Annotated in this window: 1 protein-coding gene; it reads left to right on the top strand. The window is 70.0% G+C overall.

Translation table 11 applies throughout. The annotated features are described in order from the left end of the window. A partial coding sequence (locus ACIQOV_RS41435; protein WP_401056318.1) for an amino acid adenylation domain-containing protein occupies positions 1 to 1382 on the top strand: 1382 nt, incomplete at both ends.

The following is a 1382-nucleotide window of genomic DNA, read 5'->3' as shown; positions in this document are numbered from 1 at the left end:
GCGATCGGGAAGGCGGGGGCGGCGTATCTGCCGCTGGACCCGGACTATCCGGCGGAGCGTCTGGCCTCCACCCTGGTCGACGGTCGTCCGGCGGTGCTGGTCACCGACAGTGTGACGATGGACGGGGCGCTGGCGGCCGAGGCGGGTGTCCGGCGGATCGACCTGGACGATGCCGAGACCGTCAACGCCCTTGGTGTGCAGCCTGTTTCGGATCCGGAGCGCCCGGGCCACGGCCCGCAGAGTCCGGCGTACGTGATCTACACCTCGGGGTCGACGGGCCGCCCGAAGGGTGTGGTGGTTGCGCACGACGGTGTGGTGAACCGTTTGGCGTGGATGCAGGACGACTACGGGCTGACGTCGTCGGATCGGGTGTTGCAGAAGACCCCGGTCGGGTTCGACGTGTCGGTGTGGGAGTTCTTCTGGCCGCTGACGACGGGCGCCACGCTCGTGGTGGCGCGTCCGGACGGGCATCGTGATCCGGCGTACCTGGCGGAGGTGATCCGTGCGGAGGGTGTGACGGTCACGCACTTCATCCCGTCGATGATGCAGGTGTTCCTGCTGGAGCCGGCTGCTCGGACCTGCTCTTCTCTGCGGGCGGTGTTCGCCAGTGGTGAGGCGTTGTCCCCGGAGTTGCGGGACGCTTTCCTGCGGGACCTCGGTGTTCCGCTGCACAACCTGTACGGGCCGACGGAGGCGTCGATCGACGTCACCGCCTGGGAGTGTGTGCCGGGGACGGCGACGGTGCCGATCGGTGGGCCGGTGGGCAACACCCGGGTGTACGTCCTGGATGCGGCCCTGCGTCCGGTCCCGGTCGGTGTTCCCGGCGAGTTGTACCTCGCCGGTGTGCAGCTGGCGCGTGGGTATCTGAACCGTCCGGGTCTGACGGCGGAGCGCTTCGTGGCCTGCCCGTTCGGTTCGGCCGGAGAGCGGATGTATCGCACCGGCGACCTCGCCTGCTGGCGCGAGGACGGCACCCTCGACTACCTCGGCCGCACCGACGACCAGGTGAAGGTACGCGGCTACCGCATCGAGCTGGGCGAGATCGAAGCAGCCCTGCTCGGTCAGGCGGGTGTCGCGCAGGCCGCCGTGATCGTCCGCGAGGACGTTCCGGGCGACAAGCGCATCGCCGCCTACGTCGTCCCGGCCGTGGATGTGGAGGTGGATGCCGCCGCCCTGCGGGATGCGCTCGCGGTGACGCTTCCCGACTACATGGTCCCGTCTGCGATCATGCCGCTGGAGACGCTGCCGCTGACGGTCAACGGCAAGTTGGACCGCCGTGCCCTGCCGGCGCCGGACCGGGGGGCGCTGTCGGAGGCGTCATACCGGGCGCCGCGCACCGCGGACGAGGAACTGCTCTGCGAGGTGTTCGCCGAGGTCCTGGG

It is taken from the genome of Kitasatospora sp. NPDC091257 (genome assembly GCF_044757675.1).
Lineage (GTDB): Bacteria > Actinomycetota > Actinomycetes > Streptomycetales > Streptomycetaceae > Kitasatospora > Kitasatospora lactacystinica.
The sequence above is the reverse complement of the archived record's forward strand: the minus strand, read 5'-3'. Positions and strand labels throughout refer to the sequence as shown.